This is a genomic window from Roseibium sp. FZY0029, assembly GCF_036350355.1.
Classification (GTDB): domain Bacteria; phylum Pseudomonadota; class Alphaproteobacteria; order Rhizobiales; family Stappiaceae; genus Roseibium.
Genome location: NZ_JAZDVZ010000002.1, coordinates 175,921 through 195,869, shown reverse-complemented (window position 1 = coordinate 195,869; position 19,949 = coordinate 175,921). Strand labels below are relative to the sequence as shown.

Sequence of the window (19,949 nt, the reverse complement as noted above, 5' to 3'; positions counted from 1 at the left end):
AGTTGTCCGGTTAGCCGCCGTTCTTGCCGTTTTCGGCTTTGGCAGCGTCTGTGCCTGGAACCTCCTGCAGCCCGTCTGCGATCTTTTCGAGGATCTTCGGCAGTTCTTCAGCAGTCGGCCCGAGGTCACGGGCGTGGTTCCACTGGAACCGCGCCTCGTTGCGTCGGCCAACCATCCAGTAGGCATCACCCAGGTGATCGTTTATGACCGGATCGGCGGGGCGCAGCTCGATAGCCCGCTCCAGTTCCTTCACCGCTTCTTCGTACCGTCCGAGCCGGAAATAGACCCAGCCAAGGCTGTCGACGATATAGCCGTCCGACGGCCGCAGTTCGACAGCCTTCTGGATCATGCCAAGGGCTTCGTCCAGCTTCAGGCCCTGATCGACCAGGGAATAGCCGAGATAGTTCAGCACGAGCGGTTGATCTTCGTTGAGTTCGAGCGCCTTGCGGAAATCGGCCTCCGCCAGTTCCCATTTCCCCAGTCTTTCGCGGGCGATGCCGCGAAAGTAAAGCAGCAGCCAGTGCTGGCTTTCCAGGTCTGAAATGGTGTCGAGGCCCTTGGTGTAGGTCTTCTCCGCTTCGTCATAGATCTCGTGTGCGCGCAGAATGTTGCCGAGCGCAATCACAGCTTCGAGATCCGACGGATCCTGTTTGATGAGCTCTTCCAGATGGCTGCGGGCCTCGTCCAGCATGTCCAGGGCGTTGTAGTTCATGCCGACCTGGATTTCGGCTTCACGCTTGAGCACGCTGTCTTCCGGCACCATCATCAGAGCTTCGATTGCCCGGTCCGGCTGTTCCATGCGTTCGAAGACGCTGCCAAGAGCAATGGCCGCGAATTCGGCCTTCGGATCCAGATAAAGCGCGAGCTGAAGATAGGACGTGGAGAGTTCTTCACCGCCGTCGCGGCCGATCACCGCGCCAAGGCCATACAGGATTTCCGCCATGCCCGCGGCCGGGTCGGTGACCATCGGCGGAATGATCTCGCCGCTGGTGATGGCCTTACGGGTCTGGTCGAGCTTGGGGTGGCCGCGGAACTGCGCGTCGTATTGATCGAGCACATCAAGCGCTTCTTTCTGGCGGCCGTTCGCGGCCAGAAGACGGGTATATGCGTCCACCACGCGCAGGGCGCCCTGGTCGACGGCATAGGCACTTTCGGCAGCTTCCAGAGCTTCCTTGTTACGGCCAGCGGCAAACAGCAGATGCGCTTTGTGGGTCGACTTGAAGACCTCGAACCAATCCGGCCCTTCAAGCCCGTCAATCAAGGCGACGGCTTCGTCGATCTTGCCGCTGCCATAAAGGGTCCACGCCCGGGAGATGCCAATGGAAAGCTGGGCGAGCGGGCCGTTGCGGCCGCGTTCCAGCTCTTCGTTGGCTTTTTCATAGCGGCCGTCCAGCATTTCCTGTGCGCCGAGCGTGAGCTGGGCGAGGAAATTCTGCAGGCCGGCGCTTTCCAGTTCCTTGGAATAGACAACGGCCTGTTCGACGTCGCCATTGGCTAGCTTCAGGAGAAAGGTGCGCTCAAGCAGCATGGTGTTGCTGGGATCGGCCGCCAGAGTTTCTTCATAGAATGCCGCAGCCTGTGCATAGTCCTTCTGGAAACCGGCGAGACGTCCGGACAGATAGCTGCCGGACAGTGTGAACGGCAGATCGGACGGTGTGCCAAGGCTTTCCACCTCGGTGCTTGTTTCTGCAAAAGCCGTCGCAGGAAGAAGGGCGAGCACACTGACCAGCGCAAGCAGTTTCTGTCGGAGCGGATTGCGAGCCCTGGTCGAAACGGCACCGGTCGGATTTGTCATCATTGTTCGCACTTCTATCCCTGAATCTGATGGATTTACTGCTTATTGCCTTTGACAATGGCGTCTTTAAGGCTGACCGGCAAGGCGGCCTTGATAACTTTCTGCGGGTTTAAATCCATTTGATTTTGCCCAACGTCAAAAATGCTAGGACTTACGACCAATCATAATGGGTTTCGTGGAAAAAGGGCTTGAAGACAAGCAGTTGCCGTAGCAGGAATGTGCAGTGCAAAAAGATCGGGCGTGTGCGTTCCGTTCAATGCCGGAATGATAATGCGAGTTGGCTGCGTGAGATGAGCCGCAGATCGAACTAGGCGAGGAGAGTGTCAGATGACCAAGTGGGTCTACAGTTTCGGCAATGGGGCTGCAGAAGGTGCAGCGGAAATGCGTAATCTTCTCGGTGGGAAGGGCGCGAACCTTGCTGAAATGAGCAGCCTGGGTCTGCCCGTACCGCCCGGCTTCACCATCACCACGGAAGTCTGCACCTGGTACTACGAGCATGAGAAATCGTATCCGGACACGCTGACGGCCCAGGTTGCCGAAGCGCTGGAGAAAGTTGGTGAGGCAACCAATCGCAAGTTTGGCGATCCGGAGCGGCCGCTGCTGGTTTCGGTCCGCTCCGGCGCCCGTGTTTCCATGCCCGGCATGATGGACACCGTCCTCAACCTTGGTCTCAACGACCAGACGGTGGAAGCCATCGCACGCGAAGCGGGCGACCGGCGTTTCGCCTACGACAGCTACCGCCGCTTCATCCAGATGTATTCCGACGTTGTTCTGGGGCTCGATCATCACGAGTTCGAGGAGATCCTGGAAGAGTACAAGGAACGTAACGAACTGACGCTCGATACACAGATCGATGCGGATGCCTGGCTGGGCATCATCGAGAAATTCAAGGCGCTGGTCGAAGAAGAGCTGGAAAAGCCGTTCCCGCAGGATCCGCAGGAGCAGCTCTGGGGCGCCATCGGCGCCGTGTTCAGTTCCTGGATGGTACCGCGTGCCGTGACCTATCGCCGTCTGCATGATCTGCCGTCGTCCTGGGGCACGGCCGTCAATGTTCAAGCCATGGTCTTCGGCAACATGGGCGAAAGCTCTGCCACCGGTGTTGCCTTCACGCGCAATCCGTCCACCGGCGAAAACGCCCTTTATGGCGAGTTCCTGGTCAATGCCCAGGGTGAGGACGTGGTTGCCGGTATCCGTACGCCGCAGGACATCACGGAAAAGGCCCGTATCGAGGCAGGATCTTCCAGCCCGTCGCTGGAAGCGCTGATGCCGGAAGCCTTCGCCGAGTTCCAGTCGTACTGCGCGAAACTGGAAGCCCATTACCGGGACATGCAGGACCTGGAATTCACCATCGAAAAGGGCAAGCTTTGGATGCTGCAGACCCGGTCGGGCAAGCGCACGGCCAAGGCGGCACTGAAGATTGCGGTCGACATGGTCGCTGAAGGGCTGCTGGGTGAGGAAGAGGCCATTGGCCGGGTTGAACCGGCTGCGCTCGATCAGCTCTTGCACCCGACCATCGACCCGAAAGCGAAGCGCGACGTGATCACCACGGGCCTGCCGGCATCGCCCGGTGCCGCCTCCGGTGCCATCGTCTTTTCTTCCGACGAAGCGGAAAAAGCCAAGTCGGAAGGCCGGAAGGTTATCCTTGTGCGGGTCGAGACCAGCCCGGAGGACATTCACGGCATGCATGCGGCCGAAGGTATCCTGACCAGCCGTGGCGGCATGACCAGCCACGCGGCCGTGGTTGCCCGCGGCATGGGCAAGCCTTGTGTCGCCGGGGCAGGGATGCTGCGCATCGACTACCGCAACGGCCTGATCAACGCTGCCGGCCGGCAGCTCAAGGAAGGCGACATTATCACCATTGATGGTGCCACCGGTCAGGTTCTCGTCGGTGAAGTGGAGATGTTGCAACCGACACTCTCGGGCGATTTCGGAACGCTGATGAGCTGGGCAGACAAGGGGCGTCGCATGCGCGTGCGCACCAATGCGGAAACACCGCAGGATGCCAAGGTGGCTCGCGAGTTCGGCGCCGAAGGCATTGGCCTTTGCCGCACCGAGCACATGTTCTTCGAGGGCGAGCGAATCGTTGCCGTGCGCGAGATGATCCTGGCGGACACGGAGGCCGGACGCCGCACCGCGCTTGCCAAGCTGCTGCCGATGCAACGGCAGGACTTTACCGATCTTTTCGAGATCATGCACGGGCTGCCGGTGACGATCCGTCTCCTGGACCCGCCGCTGCATGAATTCCTGCCGAAATCGGAAGAGGAACTGGCGGACGTCGCGAAGGCCATGGGTGCCGATCCGGAACTGCTGCGCGACCGCGCGCTGGCGCTGGAGGAATTCAACCCCATGCTCGGCCATCGTGGCTGCCGCTTGCTGGTTTCCTACCCGGAAATCGCTGAAATGCAGGCAAGGGCTATCTTCGAGGCAGCTATCGAGGCCGCAAAAAAGACCGGCGCTCCTGTGGTTCCGGAAATCATGGTTCCGCTGGTTGGCCTCAAGGGAGAACTCGACCTCGTGCGCCAGAGCATCGAAGCCATGGCAAAGGCGGTGATGAGTGAAACAGGCGCGGAGCTGACCTATCAGATCGGCACCATGGTGGAACTGCCGCGCGCCGCGCTGAAGGCGGCGGAAATCGCACAGTCCGCCGAGTTTTTCTCCTTCGGTACCAACGACCTGACGCAGACCACCTTCGGTATCTCGCGCGACGATGCGGCTTCCTTCCTCGGTACCTATCAGACGCGCGGTCTTCTGGAGCAGGACCCGTTCGTCTCGCTCGATCAGGAAGGCGTGGGCGAGCTTATCAAGATCGGCGTCGAGCGGGGCCGGTCCACCCGTCCCGATATCAAGCTTGGCATTTGTGGTGAACATGGCGGCGATCCGGCGTCCATTTCCTTCTGCGAAAGCGTCGGTCTGGACTATGTCTCCTGTTCGCCGTTCCGCGTACCGATTGCCCGGCTGGCGGCAGCGCAGGCTGCCTTGAAGTTCAAGTCCGGTAGCTGAATGAGGCGGGGAAGGCCCGTCGAGATGACAGGGAGTGCACTGTGAACGATGCCTACCCCAAGCTGAACGCCTTGCGTGCGGGCGGCAAGAGGCAGCTTTCACGTGTGCTCAGCCGGCTGGAAAGCCATGCGGAAGATGCAGAGACCGCGGCTTTTCTGGACAAGGCCGCCGGTGAAGCCACCGCGAAGGTGCTTGGCCTCACCGGCCCTCCCGGTGTGGGGAAATCCAGCCTGACGGACGCCCTCATCAAGGCGTGCCGGGCCGCGGGGCAGACCGTGGCGGTGCTGGCCATCGATCCGTCCTCCACGGTGACAGGCGGTGCACTTCTGGGCGACCGCACCCGGTTGAAGACCGACCCTGCCGATGACGGTGTCTTCGTGCGCTCCATGGCCGCGCGTGACCGCCTCGGCGGCCTGTCAGATCATGCGGTTGCGGCGATTGCCGTCCTCAGGTGTGTGTGCGATTGCGTGATCGTTGAAACCGTCGGCATTGGCCAGTCGGAAGGCGATCTGAAACAGGCTGTCGACACGGTTGTGCTGTGTATTCAGCCCGGATCGGGCGACAGTCTTCAGTTCATGAAGGCCGGCATCATGGAGTTGCCGGACATTGTGGCCGTCACCAAGGCCGATATGGGCCCGCTTGCGCGCCGGGCTGCCTCTGACGTTGCCGGTGCCTTGTCGCTCAGCGACGCAGGCGGCACGAACGGATGGACGGTCCCGGTTTGCGAAGTCTCCTCGCAGACCCTCAGCGGTGTTGACGAACTGACCAGGCATTGGGAGCGCCATCATGCCCATATTGCGTCAGGCAATGCCTTGCCGAAACAACGAAAAGCCCAGCATGTCGCCTGGTTCAAGGATATGGTGCGGACCGAGTTCGGCCATGCGGGACTGAAGCTGGCCGCAGCAGCAGGACAGAACTGGCTGACATCGGCCGAGACGGCCCCATTCGCAAGCTTTCATGGCTTTGCTGCCAAACTCAGACCGCTGCTGGGCGGTTGAGCCCGGAGCCACGAAGCGTTTCCGGCTTGTCTCAGGGGCCTGCGGCCTGAAAATTCAGCCCGCCCGCAAGGGCATCATGCTTTTGCTGCGCGCGCCTGCAAGCTCAGATCAGTGCCGAAGCCGGTGGCGCTGATGTTGTGGAAGTCGGCCAGAAACTGCGTCAGAGCCCTGTCCGTCAACGGGCGGGAGATATAGAAGCCCTGCATTCGGTTGCAATCGTGTGCCTGCAGGAACCGGATCTGTTCCTGGGTCTCAATGCCTTCCGCAACGATGGTCATGCCGAGTGCTTTGCCGAGCTGGATGATCGAGACCAGGATGGCTTCGGCCTCTGCGTTGCCGTTCATGTCGGAAACGAAGTCCCGGTCGATCTTCAGCGTGTCGAAGGGGAACCGGCGCAGATAGCTGAGGCTGGAATAGCCTGAGCCGAAATCATCGAGCGCGACCTTCACACCCAGGTTCTTCAGCCTTCGCAGGGCTTTCAGTACCGAGTCGTTGCGGCCGGCAAAAACGCTTTCGGTCACTTCGATTTCAAGGCGTTGGGGCGGCAGATTGTTGGCAGCCAGAATTGCCATGACCTTCTCGACAAACCGCGGGTGCTTGAACTGGTTCGGCGAAACGTTGACTGACACGGTAATGCCGGGCCACTCGTGTGCCTTTGCGCAGGCCTTGTTGAGTACCCAGATGCCCAGATCGTTGATCAGGCCGGTTTCCTCAGCCACCGGAATGAACTGAGCCGGGGAAATGACGGTGCCGTCTTCCTTGGTCCAGCGCGCCAGAGCCTCAACGCTGACGATCCGTTTTGCCGAGGTATCGGATTGTGGCTGATAGGCAAGGTCGAGTTCGTCGTTCTTCAGTGCCAGGCGCAATTCGCGTGACAGCCGGTCCTTGGACTGGACGTGATGCTCCATGTTCGGTTCGAAGAAGGACCGGCGGTTCCGGCCATTCGCCTTGGCATCGTAGAGGGCGATATCGGCCTTGCGCAGCAGTTCGTCCGGATCGTTGCCGTCGCGCGGGGCCACGGCCGCCCCCATGGAAAGGCTCGCATGAAGCTCGCGGCGACCGATCATGATCGGGCGGCCGATTTCGTCCTGAACTTGATCCAGAATATATTCCAGCCAGACATCGTCTTCGCAATTCCTGATGACCATCGCGAATTCGTCGCCGCTGATGCGCGCGACGATCCCGGTATCGGGAATGACGCGCTGCAGCCGCTGAGCGACGGCGGTGATCACCTTGTCACCGGCGGAATGACCAAGGGTATCGTTGATGTCCTTGAAATGATCGAGGTCGATGTAGACAACGGCGGTATTCGTTCCCTCGGCTGCGCTTTCTTCCAGCGTCTCCGTCAACAGTGTATGGAAGCGGGCGCGGTTCGGCAGGCCTGACAGGGCATCGTGACGCGAGGCATGCACGGCCCTGGCTTCGCTGTGCGCGAGCCGCTTTGTCATCTGGTGGGTAAAGATGGTCACCGCGATAACCACGGCGGCGATCATGAAGGCAGCCAGGGCCAGGAACGGATTGATGCGGCGCATCATCTGGCTTCCAGGTTCCGTGGTCTGCCAGGCGATCAGGCCGACAGGGTCCCCAAGTGGTGACTTGAGCTGAAACCGGCCAACGCCGTCGCGTTCGGTCTGGGTCGCGGAAAGGACGAAGCCGTCCAGTCGCGACATGTCGGAAATTTCCTTCAGCTTTTCGCCACGCAGCGGCACCAGGCTCACCAGAACCGTTGGTGGAAACCGCACCCGGGAGATCGACTGGATCTGCGGCATGACGGCTGCCGCGCTGAAAAGATAAGGTTCCCCGGCCAGGGAAACGACGCCGGTTTCGGCGATGGATCGGCGGGCGTCGCTGCTTTGCGGAACGAAACTGTAGAGCCCGGACGGCGTGCGGCGGAAGGAGATGATGTAGCGGGCGCGTACCTTGGCGATTGCGGGCTTAAGCTCGGCGAACAGGTCCTGCGTCATCCACTTGTTCGTGTGGTCCTGAGCGTAGATATATTGCACGTCAAAATCGCGATTGATCAGGATCGATTTGGTGAACCCGTGGTTCTGAAACAACCAGTGCATCAGGTTGTTGTAGATCCAGCCTTCGTCCGGGTTGATCTGGTTGACCCGGTGATAGGCTTCGTCCCAGATCACGACACCGTTCTGCTGCTTGACCATGTAGTTCTGAGTGAGCTGCAGGGCGCCGGAAATCAGCTTGTTCTGGGATTCAACAGCGGTTTCGTCCGACAGCCGGGCAGACCAGTGCAACAGGCCGAAGATACCGAAAACGGATATCATGACGATGACGACCATCGGAATGATGATCGCGTTTGCTATCTGGCCGCCGGAAATTTTAGACGAATTGAACATACACGAGCCCGGTTTCTTTGGGCCGAGTATTGTCGGTGCGGGTTAAGGAATGCCCCAAAATTCTAAGTAAATTAAGGGTAAAGCCGGAAAAATATCTGATCCGGTTCTGCAAACCGTCCAAAGGTTTTCAGCTGCGCAGCCTCGTAAACGTTGCCTGCCGCCACCTGCAAAACTCAGATCAGTTGAAGGCTGCGGAAGCTGACGTTGGATCGCAGGCCAACGATGATGTGGTCATGCACCTCGATGCCGAGCGGGCCCGCGATATCGACGATTTTCTTGGTCATCTGTATGTCGGCACGGGACGGGGTCGGGTCTCCCGAGGGGTGATTGTGAACCAGGATCAGCGCCGTCGCCGAAAGCTCCAGTGCGCGCCGGATGACTTCGCGCGGATAGACGGGTGTGTGATCGACCGTGCCTGTTTGCTGAACTTCATCGGCGATCAGCGCATTTTTCTTGTCGAGAAACAGGATCCTGAATTGCTCGACGGGAGCAAGGCCCATGGAGACCTGCAGGTAGTCCATGACTTTCTGCCAGCTGTCGAGAACCTGACGTTTTACCAGGCCGGCCTTGTGAAAGCGGATGACGGATGCATGCACGGCCTGAAGCGCGTCGATGCTGATGTCGGAGAGGCCCGGGATTTCCTTCAGCCTTTCCCTAGGAGCGGCAAGGGCCGCCGGGAAAGACCCGAAGCGCTGCAGCAAGGCCTTGGCGATCGGCTTTGTGTCCTGACGGGGCAGGGCGGAAAATAACAGAAATTCCAGAAGCTCGTAATCGGCGAGACCTTGCTCGCCGGTTTTCCGAAACCGTTCCCGCAGCCGCTGGCGGTGCCCCTTGTGGTCGCCGCCTGCGGAGGCCGGTGTTTCACTGGCGGTGGTCGTCTCTTTCATGAGCTCCTGCATCAGCTGCTGTCAGATGACGGCACATCGCCGCTGATTTGAAGGCAGCCGGCGGCTTCAGTCCGTCTGAAGGCCAGGCTTGTGAATGCCTTTGGGCGAGGTTGTGAAGATCTGGCAGCCTTCCGGCGTGATGCCGATGGAATGTTCGAACTGCGCCGACAGGGACCTGTCGCGGGTGACGGCAGTCCAGCCATCGCTGAGGACCTTCACATGCGGGCGGCCCAGATTGACCATCGGTTCGATGGTGAAAATCATGCCGGGCTTCAGTTCCACGCCTTCGCCGGGGCGCCCATAGTGCAGGATGTTCGGGGTGTCGTGAAACAGCAGGCCGACGCCGTGACCGCAGAAATCGCGCACCACGGAGCAGCGTTCCGCTTCAACATACGTCTGAATGGCAGCACCGATATCCCCGGTGGTATTGCCCGGTTTGGCAGCCGCGATACCGCGCATCAGCGATTCATAGGTCACATCGATCAGACGTTCGGCGGCGCGCTTCAACTGGCCGACGGGATACATACGGCTGGAGTCGCCATGCCAACCGTCCAAGATGAAGGTGACGTCGATGTTGACGATATCGCCTTCGCGCAGGGCCTTGTCATTGGGAATGCCGTGACAGACAACGTGGTTGATCGACGTGCAGGAGGCCTTGGTGTAGCCGCGATAGTTCAGCGTAGCCGGAATGGCATTGTGATCCATGCCGTACTGGTAAACGAAGTCATCGATTTCCTGGGTCGTCGTGCCCGGTTTGACCATGTCCGCCAGCTCATCGAGACACGCTGCGGTCAACTGCCCGGCACGCATCATGCCTTCGAAATCCTCTGGACCGTACAATCGTATCTGGCCCGTGTTTTTCAAGGGAGCTTCCGAAGCGTCGATATAGCTGACCATGGGGTTTACCGTGTCTCACAATTTTCCGGTGCATTGTAAGCCGTCTAGGCTCGGTTAAGCACCAATTATCCGTTGCCTGTTCACATACCGCCCTGAGCGCCCAATTTCCAGCTTCTGTTCCGGCAAAATCAGGCTGACGTGGAAACTTCCTGCTTGCGCGCTGAAAAGCTGCGGTGCCTTCTTGCGCTTTTCCGGCAGGAGAGCTAGGGGAAGAGAAAAGCGGGCGTGGTGGAATTGGTAGACACAAGGGACTTAAAATCCCTCGGCCCTAGGCTGTACGGGTTCGAGTCCCGTCGCCCGCACCAAAGCGTGTTGCGCTATCGGCCTATGGCTTGCTTTAGCGCCGATTTGGTTCGGAGTTTCCTTTCTCACTTTTCGTTGTTTTCCGTGTGCTCACGCCTTTCCGACCGGTTGAGGGCAGGCTTCAGTTTGGGCCCGGATCTTCCATCTCTTTACCTGCAGACCGCAGATTTTTCCGGATTGTCATGGATCCGTTCAAGCACTGTCACAATTTGCGCCCGAAAGAGCGCTAGATCATCGGGCACTCGACCGGAAAAACGTCTGCTTCCGGCCTGTTTCGCTCCCGGTCTCGCGGAGCCATGTTTCCTGGTGGTCCACCTTCGGACCATTCTTTCTTTCGCTCGCCCAATTCGCCGGAGGGAGTTTCCATGACTTATGCCGAAAATCGCGTGCCTTCCGGCAGTGCCCTGACAGTTCTCAAGAACGCCCGGCTGGTGCTCGCGGATGAAGTCGTCAGCGGTCACGTTGCGTTTTCTGACGCCGGGATCGTTTCGGTTGATCAGGGCAGCGCGCCACAAGCCGGGGACGATCTTCAGGGCGATTATCTGCTGCCGGGGCTGGTCGACATTCACACCGACCATTTTGAAAAGCATGTCTTTCCGCGCGCTCACGTGCGTTGGGATCCGCTCAGGGCGGCGATGGCGCATGATGCACAGATCATCGGCAGCGGCATCACCACCGTGTTCGACAGCCTCTGCGTCGGTGCGACGATCAAGAACCCGGAACGTCGGGAAATCCTGGCGCCGATGATCGATGCGCTCGAAACGCTTCAGGCTTCGGGCATGCTGAAATCGGAGCATATGGTGCACCTGCGCTGCGAGATCACGGATGGCGAGACCACTCGGCTGACGGAAGAAAACATCGGCAAGGACATCGTGCGCATGGTGTCTGTGATGGAGCATCTGCCGGGAAGGCGTCAGAGCAAGGACGTTGAGGCTTATCTCCACCGGCGTATGGCCGACACGGGCGAAACACGCGCCGTTGCCGAGCGGGAGACGCAGGAACTACTGAATTTTTCGGACGAAATCAGCTCCAAGGTGCGGCCGGCGGTGGTCGCGCTGGCGCACGCCCACAAACTGCCGCTGCTCAGCCACGATGACACGGAACTTGAGCATATCGACGAGGCGCTGGGGGAAGGTATCAGCGTTTCGGAATTTCCCTGCACGCTGGAAGCTGCCCGCAAGGCCAAGCGACATGCCATGCATGTTGTCGGTGGTGCGCCCAACGTCATTCGTGGTGGGTCCCAATCCGGCAACATCGCCGTCAGCGCGCTGTTGGCGGAAGATCTGGTCGACATCCTGGCGTCGGACTACGTCCCGCGCTCGCTGCTGGACTGCGCTTTCCTCGTCGGCACGGGAGATGCCTTCCATGCTGACCTGCCTGCCGCAATCCGGATGGTTTCGAAAACACCGGCGGAAGTTGCCGGACTGTCGGACAGGGGCGAGATTGCACAGGGCAAACGGGCGGACCTGCTTCACGTTGGCGTCCTCAGCGGACATCCTTTCATCAAACAGGCCTGGCGGAACGGACAACGGGTGCTCTGATCCGTTCATCCGTTCGATGTGCGTTGTCTCTTTCGAGCCTTATCGTGTGGTGAGGTCACGGCATGGATGCCATGGTCGAGCCATGGCATGACGGATGGGGTTGGTTGTGAGATGTAACCCCGGCCAATGCATGTTTTTCCGATTAACTTTCCCGAGGCGGAAGTCTCGAGCTTCTTGTTGAAACTGATTGAGCTTTGAGGCCGTGGCACGACGGGAGATTGTTGGTTTTGAACTGGAAAAATCTCTTTCCGTCATTGCAGGGCTTGACCCTGCAATCCATGCCAAGGCTTTTCATCAAAGCCGCGACTGTCGAAAATCATCAGGAATTCAGGAAGCGTTTAAGGTCAAACCATTCCGGGTTCGTTTCTTCGATCAATTCGATCTTCCATTTGCGGGGCCAGGTCTTGATCGCCTTTTCCCTGGCGATTGCCTGTGCCGCAACAGAATGCTCTTCGTGCCAGACAAGCCGAACTGCACCGTAGCGAGCGGCAAACTTCGAGCCTTGTCCTGCTTCATGCTCATAAATGCGTCTCGTCAGGTCATTGGTTACGCCCGTATAGAGTGTTCCATTTTTGCGGCTGGCGAGCATGTAAACCCAAAATCGCTTCATGACTGGATAGGAGACGGCATGGATTGCAGGGTCAAGCCCTGCAATGACGGGGGTAAGTTATAACCGCCGAACAACCTAGGCAAACTCCGTCATGCCATGGCTTGACCATGGCATCCATGCCGTTGTCCGAGCAGAGCATGAGGCGTTGATCGCTATTTACGGAAGGCAGTGGAAAGGCGGTCTAGTGATTGAATTAGAGCCAATCGCGTCTTCTCGGCATCGCCATTCGCTGTCTGAAATCAGAGACTTCAATGAAAAAAGCGATGCAGGATTTTCCGGTTGAACGCGTCACGCTCTCGACGGTTTTCTCTTTTGGCAAAATTTACGCCCGTCCGGATTCCCCACCAATGATCTTCCGGCGCAGGAAGCCGGAGAAGCCGTCTATCAGGTAGACCACGAAGATGATGAGGAAAATGATCGTCCAGGCTTCCGGCCAGCGGTAGGCCTGGATGCGGTCGGCGAGGAGGAAGCCTATGCCGCCTGCACCGACAATGCCCAGGATGGTTCCCGTGCGTGTGTTGGATTCGAAGTTGTAGAGAATGATCGACAGGATCACCGGCAACGCTTGCGGCAGGACGGCGAAGCGGATCGTCTGGAGGTTGCCGCCGCCTGAGGCGCGCACACCTTCTGCCGGCTTCTGGGAAGTGTTCTCGATGGCTTCCGAAAAGAGCTTGGAGAAAGTGCCGATTTCCGACACGGCGATGGCCAGAATGCCGGCTAGCGGGCCGAGGCCGAAGGCACGAATGAAGATGAGGGCAAGGATTAACTGTTCAATGGCCCGCAGGGCATCGAACCCGCGCCGGACGCCAAGCCGGAGCCAGGAGAGCGGCAAGATGTTCTTGGCCCCCAGAAACGCCAGCGGAAACGCAATCACGGCTCCCAGAAGCGTCCCCATGAAGGCCATGGCGACGGTTTCCCCAAGACCCTTCAGGATTTCCCGCCATTCCGCCCAGCTCGTCCAGATATGGGGCGGAAACATGAAAGCGAGCACATCACCGAAGCGGGTCGCGCCCTGAAGGAGCCTGTCCGGCGCAAAGCCGAAATCCCACAGGCACCAGCCCGTCAGAAGAAGGAAAGCGGTCCAGCCGGTCAGCTGGATAAAACGTGTTCGGCGCGGCGTCGTAAAGGCGTCTGGAACCAGAGCCCTGGCGCGGGCGATGTCGGGTGCTGGAGCAGTCATTGTCAGATGCCTTTTCCGGTCAGGCCGATGATGCGGTGGCGCACCTTTTCGCTCAGCATGTCGATGACGATCACGGTGACGAATACGATCAGGAACAGGGCCGAGAGGTCGGTGTACTCCTGCAGGGACATGGCCACACGGATCTCCTGGCCCAGGCCGCCGGCACCGACGAAGCCGATGATGGAGGAGGAGCGGACGTTGATTTCGAAACGCAGCAGCGTGTAGCTGATGATGTTCGGGACAACCTGGGGCACGATGCCATAGCGGATCTGGTCGAACCAGGAACCGCCCGAGGCCTTGATCCCTTCCAGCGGGCGCATGTCGGCATTTTCGTTTGCTTCGGAGTAAAGCTTGCCAAGGGCACCGGTGGCATGAAGACCGATGGCGAGAACACCGGCCAGCGGGCCGACGCCGAAGCAGAAAACGAAGATGAGGGCCCAGACCAGATCCGGAACGGTCCGGATAATTTCCAGAAACCGACGTGTAACGTTCAGCACCCATTTGTTGGGTGAGAGATTGCGCGATGCCGGGAAACTCAGCAGGAAGGCTCCGACGATGCCAAGCAGCGTTGCCATATAGGCGATCAGGATCGTTTCCAGGAGCAACCAGAGCCAGACCTTCCAGCGCCAGAACCAGTCGGCAAGATCCGCCCCGAGTGTCTCGCGGTGAAGCTCCGGCAGGGTCTTGTAGAGATATTCTCCGAGCCGCGGCAGGCCTGCCCAGATCTTCCACATGGAAACGCGCTCGCCCCCGGGAAGGGTGACGTCGGTCATGTCGAAGAAGCCGCCGATCCAAGCCGTGGCAAAGAAGCAGAGAGCAAAGAGCAGGGTTGTCACCAGGTTCAGCCGCAGGGCTGACCGGCGGGCGGCGGCGTGGTCGTTTTCGAACTGATCGATGGCGGGGGTAAGGGCTGTCATGGCCACTGCCGTTCTTCGCAATTGAAATGAAAGCGCCGATGGATCGCCGCAGACAGGGGCGGCGCGTTCGGAAACTGCCGCCCATGCGTTTTAAACCTGGTTCCGTTTCAGGCTTGGCCGAAGGCGCTGCCTGAAACGGCGGTAGCGTCGGCTTAGCCGCCGCGGCGCTGTTTCTTCAGCCAGTCGCGCATTTCGACGATCCACTGGTAGCGGTCGTGATCAACCTCGATCCAGCCTTCCTGGGTGCTGTCTTCGCCGCCGGTCATTTCGATGAAGGCGAGCGTGTCCTTTTCCGGGATCTCCATGACGGCGGTGCGCATGGCATCGATCAGACCCTGAGGCAGGTTTGCGCGGGCAGCCAGCGGGCCGGAAGTGATTTCCGGCGATTTCCAGATGGTGCAGATCGAGTCCTTTTCGATCATGCCCTTGGTAACCATGCGCTGGGGAATGCCGTCTTCTTCGTTGGTGATGTAGGTTGCGGCAGCGTCATACTGCTTGTTGTAGACGCCGAGCACGCCGGTCTCATGGGCACCGGAGAACGGGATCGCACCGAAAAAGGTTTTCGGCTCGTAGCCCTGTTTGCTCAGGTTGAAGTAAGGGACCGCATAGCCGGAAGTGCTGTCCGGATCGGCAAAGGCGAGCGTCTTGCCCTTCAGGTCGTCCAGGGTCTTGTAGCCGCTGTCGCAACGCACGGCGACGACGGAGAAATAACCTGTTGAACCGTCTTTCTGCAGGCGCGAGACCAGCGGAACGACACCGCCGTTGGTTTCGGTGTAGGCAGCGGCATAGGAGGACGAACCGAAGAATGCGAACTCGATCTGGTCGGCTGCCATAGCCTGGATTACGCCGTCGTAAGATCCGGCCGTGAAGATCTCGACATCGACGCCGAGTTCATTTTCCAGGTATTTCTCGAAAGGTGTGTAGCGGGCGATCCGGTCCTTCTCGTTTTCACCGGACAGGATGCCGATCTTGACCGTCTTGTACTGGTCCTTCCAGCTTTCCGCCAGGGCCGGGGAGGCTGCAAGAACGGCAACGGATACGGCTGCTGCAAATAAGGCCTTCATCTTAAGTCTCCTATGGTGCCGGCTGGTCCGGCGGTTTGGCGGCAGAAGCCGCTTCGATTTGCGAGGGCGGAAAAACCGCTTCGCGAAAGTCAGGTCCCGAAGGCCTTGAGAGGCGAGCGGGAAGAGGCCGTTGAGAGGGAGGTGGAGGTCACCGCTTCGTTGATCTCGGCCGACAGATCGTCGGTGCCGTAGATCTGCCGCACCTTTTCGCTTGTCAGCGCTTCGGGTGTGCCGTCGAACTGGACCCGTCCGTCCTTCATTGCGACGATCCGGTCGCAATAGGCGCGGGCGGTGTCGAGCGTGTGCAGGTTGACCAGCACCGTGAGACCGTCCGTCCGGTTGATTTCACGCAGGGCATCCATTACCCGGCTGGCATTGGCCGGATCGAGTGAGGCAATCGGCTCGTCGGCCAGCATGATGCGCGGGTCCTGCACCAGGGCCTTGGCAATGGCGACGCGCTGTTGCTGGCCACCGGAAAGGGTTCCGGCACGTTGTAGCGCCTGAGGCACCAGGTCCAGCCGGTCCAGCGCTTCGATGGCGCGGGCGCGGTCTTCGTCCGTGAAGGAACGCGTCATGGACCTCAGGAAGCCGGTGTGGGCTATGCGGCCGATCATGACATTTGTGAGCACATCCATGCGCTCAACAAGATTGAACTGCTGAAAGATCATCGCGCAGGACGCCCGCCAAAGGCGCAGATCGCGGCCTTTCAGGGCCGTGATATTCAGGCCCTCGTTCAGGATCGTGCCCCGGCTGGGGTCGGTCAGCCGGTTGACCATACGCAGGAAAGTGGACTTGCCGGCGCCAGACCGGCCGATCACGCCCACCATCTGCCCCTTGGGGATGGCAAGGGAGACACTGTCCACCGCGGTCAGGTCTCCAAAGACTTTAGATAATTGCTCAATGACCAGCATCGGGCCCTCCGAAAAACGGAGAGCGAACTAGCAGAGATGTGCCGAGTTCAGATGTCTATACGATTATACTTTTATGAAGTTTTACGACAATGATGCACTTAAGATTTGCCGGTAAACCAATAAGACAAGGAAATATTTGACTGATCCAACACAAGGGAATTTGTGCCGTTGAAGTTCCGATTTTTCAGAATGTAAATTTCGTAAAATTTACATAATACAGTCACGTTCAGACGTGCGCTTGTCGTTACGCTCCTTTTGCCTTGCCGGCTTTGTTTCGGTTTTCTGAGGAGTTCCCGTCATGCGTTTTTTGAAATCCGCCGCCCTTGCGGCTGCCGTTCTCGCCGTTTCCCTGACTTCATCCCTCGCGGATACGTTCAAGCTTGCTGTAACCGATGTGGAAGGCCTGGAGCGGTTGCAGGTCGAATGGGGTCCGTTCAAAGAGGCTCTGGAAACGGCAACAGACCACACCTTCGAGTTCTTTCCGGTCACCAGCCGGACAGCGGCCGCTGAGGCCCTTCGTGCCAAACGCGTCGATTTTGTCGTGACCGGGCCGGCGGAATACATCGTGATCAACAAACTGACCGAAGCCCGCCCGCTGATCGGCCTCGGCCGTCCGGATTATTTCTGCGCCATTGTCGTGCGCGCCGACAGCGGATTTACGCGCCCGGCCGATCTCAAGGGCAAGAAGGTGGCTTTTGGCGACATCGGTTCCACCTCCAACATGCTGTGCCCGATGCAGTTGATGGCCGACTATGGTGTCGATCCTGTCAAGGACATCGACAAGCTGCACACCTCGCGCAACATTGCCCACGAGGCTTTGAAGAAGGGCGATGTCGCGGCCATCGGCATCAACCACAATTCCTGGCTCGGCACCCGCAACAAGGACGACAGCGTCCCCAACGGTTTCTTCCGGGTGATCGCCCGTTCCGGTGACCTGCCGAACGACATGATCATGGTCGGCGCCCATGTCGATCCCGCGGTTGGGCAGAGCCTGCGCGAGGCGATCCTCGACAACAAGGAAGCGATCATCGCCGCGATCCTGCAGCACGAGGAAAACGACAAGTATTCGGGAATGGATCTGGTGGCGATCGAGGACGGTGCCTATGACCTCGTCCGGTCCATGTACACCACGGCCGGGTTCCCTCAATACGACAAGTTCATCGGCGAATAATGTCGCAGCCTCTGCTCCAGTCCGCCGGCGTGATTGCGCCGGCGGTTCCAGCCGCATACGCCGGAACAAGCCCGCTCTGCGATCTCAAGGTCGAGGGACTATGCAAGTCGTTCGGCAAGGACCGGAGTGTGTTGCATGGTGTGTCCTTTTCCGTGGGCCGCGAGGAAGCGGTTGCGCTGATCGGCTCCAACGGTGCGGGCAAATCGACCGCCTTGCGCTGCGCCCTGCGGCTGATCGAGCCGGAAGCCGGTTCGGTGCTGCTGTTCGGTGAAGACATCTCCTCCGCGCGCCAGCGTCAGCTCAGGCGAGTGCGCGCGGAGGTCGGCTTCGTCTTTCAAAAGCACAATCTGGTGCCGCGCGTATCGGCGCTGACCAACGTGATCCATGGCAATCTTGGCCGTGCCGGCGGCATGCGTGGCTGGTCGCAGCTGTTCGCCGCAACGGCCTTGCGAGACCGCGCGATGGCCTGCCTCGACAGGGTCGGGCTCGCGGACCAGGCCTTGAAGCGGGCCGATCAGCTCTCTGGCGGCCAGTCCCAGCGGGTGGCGATTGCCAGGGCTTTGATGCAGCAACCCAGAATGATTGTCGCGGACGAGCCGGTCGCCAGCCTGGACCCGGTGGCCGGACAGGAAGTGATGGATCTCTTCCGTCAATTGACCCGGGAAGAGGGGATCACGCTGCTGTTCACCTCGCACAACGTGCAACAGGCGCTTGCCTATTCCGACAGGGTTCTGGCGATCCGGCAGGGCGAAGTCGTTCTGGACGAGAAGAGCAGCGGACTGAGCGCCGCGGATCTGGGAAAGCATTATGGCTGATCTCCTGACATTCAATCGCTCCCGGCTGCCGGCGAGATTCGAACGGCCCGGCGCCCTGCATTTCGTTGCCTATGTGGCGCTGCTGACATTCGTGGTCTGGTCGTTTCAGGGGGCTGGCTGGTCATTCTCCGCGCTGATCTCGGGCGGTCCGGCTCTGGCTGACTTTCTGTCGCGCTCCTGGCCGCCATCGCTGGAGCGGCTGCCGCAATTGTCGAAGGCGCTGCTGGAAACATTCCAGATGGCGCTGGCGGGCACACTCATCGGCATTGTTCTCAGTCTGCCGCTCGCGGTTCTGGCCGCAAAGGGCCTGACGCGGCCCTCCTTGCTCTCAAGGGCTGTCTATACGTCCTCGCGTTTGCTGATCGCGCTCTTCAGGACGGTGCCGGATCTCGTGTGGGCGCTGGTTTTCGTCATTGCGGTGGGGCTTGGTCCTTTTGCGGGCACGCTGGCCATTGCTGTCGACACCGTCGGTTTCTGCGGGCGCTTCTTCGCCGAAGCCATGGAAGATGTGGAGAAGGGCCCTGCCGAGGCCCTGACGGCCGCCGGTGCGAGCCGTTTCGACACGATCTTCTGCGCGGTGGTGCCCGCCGCGATGCCGTCCTTCATCACCACATCGCTGTTTGCGCTGGAAAAGGCGACACGGTCGTCTGTCGTACTCGGCCTTGTCGGAGCGGGCGGCATCGGCATCGAGCTGAAGGTGGCCATGGACTTTTTCGACTACCAGCTCGCGATGACCATCATCCTGATGATTTTCGTGCTGGTTCTTTGTGTTGAACGGCTCGGCACTCTCGCTCGCAGCCGCATTCTGGAAGGATCGTCTCAATGAGCGATGTACAAGCCTCTCAAAAAACCGATACGGCCCATCTGGCCTGGGACAAGCGCTGGCAGACGGAAGAAGGCCGGGCCGACTGGTTGCGTCCGGACCCGGACGTCGCCGGCCTGATCGAAAAATTGAAGAAGCAGGGAAACGTCAGCGCGCTGGATCTTGGCTGCGGTGTTGGCCGTCATGCCTTGTCTTTCGCTCGCGCCGGTTTCGAGACCCACGCGATGGACCTTTCCGAAGCCGGTCTGGCGGAGCTGAAAAAGAGCGCTGCGGCGGAGGGCCAGGAGATTGAAACCCATCTTGCCCCGATGACCGCGCTGCCGTTCGACGACAACAGTTTCGACTACGTTCTCTCGTTCAACGTGATCTATCACGGCGATCCCTCGATCGTTCGCACCGCCATCGCGGAGATCGCCCGGGTGCTGAAACCAGGTGGAATTTATCAGGGGACCATGCTGTCGAAGCGCAATGCCAACTTCGGCATCGGGACGGAAGTGGCTGCCGACACCTGGGTTCGCGACGGGGACGACGACAAGGATCACCCGCATTTTTACTGCAACGCGAGTGAGCTGGTGGCGCTGTTCGACCGTTTCGAGTTGAGCTACCTGGAAGACAAGGTGCACACAAAACCCGGGTCGTGGCACTGGCACATGATTGCCGAACTCAACCGCTGACCGAGCAAA

At 59.6% G+C, this 19,949-nt stretch carries 16 protein-coding genes and 1 tRNA gene; 8 read left to right on the top strand and 9 right to left on the bottom strand.

Going from position 1 to position 19,949, the window contains the following annotated elements; genetic code table 11:
• Positions 1 to 10: 10 nt before the first annotated feature.
• Positions 11 to 1,798 (bottom strand): tetratricopeptide repeat protein, encoded by a 1,788-nt coding sequence (locus tag V1T76_RS05385; protein ID WP_330559581.1) that lies wholly within the window; start codon positions 1,796 to 1,798, stop codon positions 11 to 13.
• Between the two features lie 324 nt (positions 1,799 to 2,122).
• On the opposite strand from V1T76_RS05385, the gene ppdK reads away from it, so the two are divergent.
• Together ppdK and V1T76_RS05375 are read left to right on the top strand one after the other, a co-directional pair.
• Positions 2,123 to 4,795, top strand: coding sequence for a pyruvate, phosphate dikinase (gene ppdK / locus V1T76_RS05380; RefSeq protein WP_330559580.1), 2,673 nt, complete (start codon positions 2,123 to 2,125; stop codon positions 4,793 to 4,795).
• A gap of 41 nt (positions 4,796 to 4,836) precedes the next feature.
• Positions 4,837 to 5,793 (top strand): ArgK/MeaB family GTPase, encoded by a 957-nt coding sequence (locus tag V1T76_RS05375; protein ID WP_330559579.1) that lies wholly within the window; start codon positions 4,837 to 4,839, stop codon positions 5,791 to 5,793.
• Between the two features lie 74 nt (positions 5,794 to 5,867).
• On the opposite strand, the gene V1T76_RS05370 is transcribed toward V1T76_RS05375, so the two are convergent.
• From V1T76_RS05370 to map, 3 genes are all read right to left on the bottom strand, one after another.
• On the bottom strand, positions 5,868 to 8,147 hold the full coding sequence (locus tag V1T76_RS05370; protein WP_330559578.1) for a bifunctional diguanylate cyclase/phosphodiesterase: 2,280 nt from the start codon (positions 8,145 to 8,147) through the stop codon (positions 5,868 to 5,870).
• A 173-nt stretch (positions 8,148 to 8,320) separates the two neighbouring features.
• On the bottom strand, positions 8,321 to 9,034 hold the full coding sequence (radC, locus tag V1T76_RS05365; protein ID WP_330559577.1) for a RadC family protein: 714 nt from the start codon (positions 9,032 to 9,034) through the stop codon (positions 8,321 to 8,323).
• Positions 9,035 to 9,100: 66 nt separating this feature from the next.
• Positions 9,101 to 9,931 (bottom strand): type I methionyl aminopeptidase, encoded by an 831-nt coding sequence (map, locus tag V1T76_RS05360; RefSeq protein WP_330559576.1) that lies wholly within the window; start codon positions 9,929 to 9,931, stop codon positions 9,101 to 9,103.
• A 219-nt stretch (positions 9,932 to 10,150) separates the two neighbouring features.
• Here map and V1T76_RS05355 point away from each other — a divergent pair.
• A tRNA-Leu gene (locus V1T76_RS05355) sits at positions 10,151 to 10,236 on the top strand.
• Positions 10,237 to 10,599: 363 nt separating this feature from the next.
• Entirely contained in the window at positions 10,600 to 11,775 is a 1,176-nt protein-coding gene (locus V1T76_RS05350) for an alpha-D-ribose 1-methylphosphonate 5-triphosphate diphosphatase (protein ID WP_330559575.1), read from the top strand.
• A gap of 319 nt (positions 11,776 to 12,094) precedes the next feature.
• On the opposite strand, the gene V1T76_RS05345 is transcribed toward V1T76_RS05350, so the two are convergent.
• From V1T76_RS05345 to phnC (V1T76_RS05325), 5 genes are all read right to left on the bottom strand, one after another.
• Complete coding sequence (locus V1T76_RS05345; RefSeq protein ID WP_330559574.1) at positions 12,095 to 12,385, bottom strand: GIY-YIG nuclease family protein; 291 nt, start codon at positions 12,383 to 12,385, stop codon at positions 12,095 to 12,097.
• Positions 12,386 to 12,707: 322 nt separating this feature from the next.
• Positions 12,708 to 13,565: a phosphonate ABC transporter, permease protein PhnE gene (gene phnE / locus V1T76_RS05340; protein ID WP_330559573.1), complete on the bottom strand. Its 858-nt coding sequence runs from the start codon at positions 13,563 to 13,565 to the stop codon at positions 12,708 to 12,710.
• Between the two features lie 2 nt (positions 13,566 to 13,567).
• Positions 13,568 to 14,482 carry a phosphonate ABC transporter, permease protein PhnE gene (phnE, locus tag V1T76_RS05335; protein ID WP_330559572.1) on the bottom strand — a complete coding sequence of 305 codons (915 nt, stop codon included), beginning with the start codon at positions 14,480 to 14,482 and terminating at the stop codon, positions 13,568 to 13,570.
• Between the two features lie 152 nt (positions 14,483 to 14,634).
• Positions 14,635 to 15,546 (bottom strand): phosphonate ABC transporter substrate-binding protein, encoded by a 912-nt coding sequence (gene phnD, locus V1T76_RS05330; RefSeq protein WP_330559571.1) that lies wholly within the window; start codon positions 15,544 to 15,546, stop codon positions 14,635 to 14,637.
• An 89-nt stretch (positions 15,547 to 15,635) separates the two neighbouring features.
• The gene (gene phnC, locus V1T76_RS05325; protein ID WP_330559570.1) at positions 15,636 to 16,457 is read right to left on the bottom strand and encodes a phosphonate ABC transporter ATP-binding protein; all 822 of its coding nucleotides are present in this window, start codon (positions 16,455 to 16,457) and stop codon (positions 15,636 to 15,638) included.
• Between the two features lie 298 nt (positions 16,458 to 16,755).
• Between phnC (V1T76_RS05325) and V1T76_RS05320 the strand changes: the two genes are divergently transcribed.
• The 4 genes from V1T76_RS05320 to V1T76_RS05305 are packed head-to-tail and all read left to right on the top strand — an operon-like array spanning position 16,756 to position 19,940.
• Complete coding sequence (locus V1T76_RS05320) at positions 16,756 to 17,628, top strand: PhnD/SsuA/transferrin family substrate-binding protein (protein WP_330559569.1); 873 nt, start codon at positions 16,756 to 16,758, stop codon at positions 17,626 to 17,628.
• Complete coding sequence (gene phnC, locus V1T76_RS05315) at positions 17,628 to 18,443, top strand: phosphonate ABC transporter ATP-binding protein (RefSeq protein ID WP_330559568.1); 816 nt, start codon at positions 17,628 to 17,630, stop codon at positions 18,441 to 18,443. The genes V1T76_RS05320 and phnC (V1T76_RS05315) overlap by 1 nt, the downstream gene beginning before the upstream one ends.
• A complete protein-coding gene (gene phnE, locus V1T76_RS05310) occupies positions 18,436 to 19,269 on the top strand; it encodes a phosphonate ABC transporter, permease protein PhnE (protein ID WP_330559567.1) in 834 nt (277 codons plus the stop codon). Before phnC (V1T76_RS05315) ends, phnE (V1T76_RS05310) begins: the two co-directional genes overlap by 8 nt.
• Complete coding sequence (locus V1T76_RS05305) at positions 19,266 to 19,940, top strand: class I SAM-dependent methyltransferase (protein WP_330559566.1); 675 nt, start codon at positions 19,266 to 19,268, stop codon at positions 19,938 to 19,940. Before phnE (V1T76_RS05310) ends, V1T76_RS05305 begins: the two co-directional genes overlap by 4 nt.
• The last annotated feature ends 9 nt before the right edge of the window (positions 19,941 to 19,949 follow it).

Excerpts from the sequence above, each read along its gene's own strand:
- V1T76_RS05385 (WP_330559581.1), bottom strand. The coding sequence starts at position 1,798 with ATGATGACAAATCCGACCGGTGCCGTTTCGACCAGGGCTCGCAATCCG.
- ppdK (WP_330559580.1), top strand. The coding sequence starts at position 2,123 with ATGACCAAGTGGGTCTACAGTTTCGGCAATGGGGCTGCAGAAGGTGCA.
- V1T76_RS05370 (WP_330559578.1), bottom strand. The coding sequence starts at position 8,147 with ATGTTCAATTCGTCTAAAATTTCCGGCGGCCAGATAGCAAACGCGATC.
- radC (WP_330559577.1), bottom strand. The coding sequence starts at position 9,034 with ATGAAAGAGACGACCACCGCCAGTGAAACACCGGCCTCCGCAGGCGGC.
- map (WP_330559576.1), bottom strand. The coding sequence starts at position 9,931 with ATGGTCAGCTATATCGACGCTTCGGAAGCTCCCTTGAAAAACACGGGC.
- V1T76_RS05350 (WP_330559575.1), top strand. The coding sequence starts at position 10,600 with ATGACTTATGCCGAAAATCGCGTGCCTTCCGGCAGTGCCCTGACAGTT.
- V1T76_RS05345 (WP_330559574.1), bottom strand. The coding sequence starts at position 12,385 with ATGAAGCGATTTTGGGTTTACATGCTCGCCAGCCGCAAAAATGGAACA.
- phnE (WP_330559573.1), bottom strand. The coding sequence starts at position 13,565 with ATGACTGCTCCAGCACCCGACATCGCCCGCGCCAGGGCTCTGGTTCCA.
- phnE (WP_330559572.1), bottom strand. The coding sequence starts at position 14,482 with ATGACAGCCCTTACCCCCGCCATCGATCAGTTCGAAAACGACCACGCC.
- phnD (WP_330559571.1), bottom strand. The coding sequence starts at position 15,546 with ATGAAGGCCTTATTTGCAGCAGCCGTATCCGTTGCCGTTCTTGCAGCC.
- phnC (WP_330559570.1), bottom strand. The coding sequence starts at position 16,457 with ATGCTGGTCATTGAGCAATTATCTAAAGTCTTTGGAGACCTGACCGCG.
- V1T76_RS05320 (WP_330559569.1), top strand. The coding sequence starts at position 16,756 with ATGCGTTTTTTGAAATCCGCCGCCCTTGCGGCTGCCGTTCTCGCCGTT.
- phnC (WP_330559568.1), top strand. The coding sequence starts at position 17,628 with ATGTCGCAGCCTCTGCTCCAGTCCGCCGGCGTGATTGCGCCGGCGGTT.
- phnE (WP_330559567.1), top strand. The coding sequence starts at position 18,436 with ATGGCTGATCTCCTGACATTCAATCGCTCCCGGCTGCCGGCGAGATTC.
- V1T76_RS05305 (WP_330559566.1), top strand. The coding sequence starts at position 19,266 with ATGAGCGATGTACAAGCCTCTCAAAAAACCGATACGGCCCATCTGGCC.